The sequence below is a fragment of the Pseudomonas sp. HY7a-MNA-CIBAN-0227 genome (assembly GCF_040310325.1).
Classification (GTDB): Bacteria; Pseudomonadota; Gammaproteobacteria; order Pseudomonadales; family Pseudomonadaceae; genus Aquipseudomonas.
Genome location: NZ_JBEOPT010000276.1, coordinates 1 through 250, shown reverse-complemented (window position 1 = coordinate 250; position 250 = coordinate 1). Strand labels below are relative to the sequence as shown.

Sequence of the window (250 nt, the reverse complement as noted above, 5' to 3'; positions counted from 1 at the left end):
AAGCAAACCTCAGTTTGTGGTTTAAAAACAGCGATCCGATGCACAGTATTTATTTGTCCGCCATACTGGACGGCGAATATGTCTGCGGCGATGAGTCGCTACTCACTGAAATACGCGACCATCTAAAAACAGCGCATAGGCAATCTGATCCAATGTTCGTCCGTCAGTTCGCCCGTGCCGCCTTACAGTTTGGTGATGTCAATCAGTGGTGGCAAAAGTTCGTGCCCCTGCTAGGCGGTAAGCCCAGCGC

The 250-nt window shown here is 50.8% G+C and carries 1 protein-coding gene; it reads left to right on the top strand.

The genetic code is table 11. The features are described from left to right. On the top strand, nt 1-250 hold a 250-nt coding region (locus AAEZ06_RS27900; RefSeq protein WP_350617406.1), incomplete at both ends, for a hypothetical protein.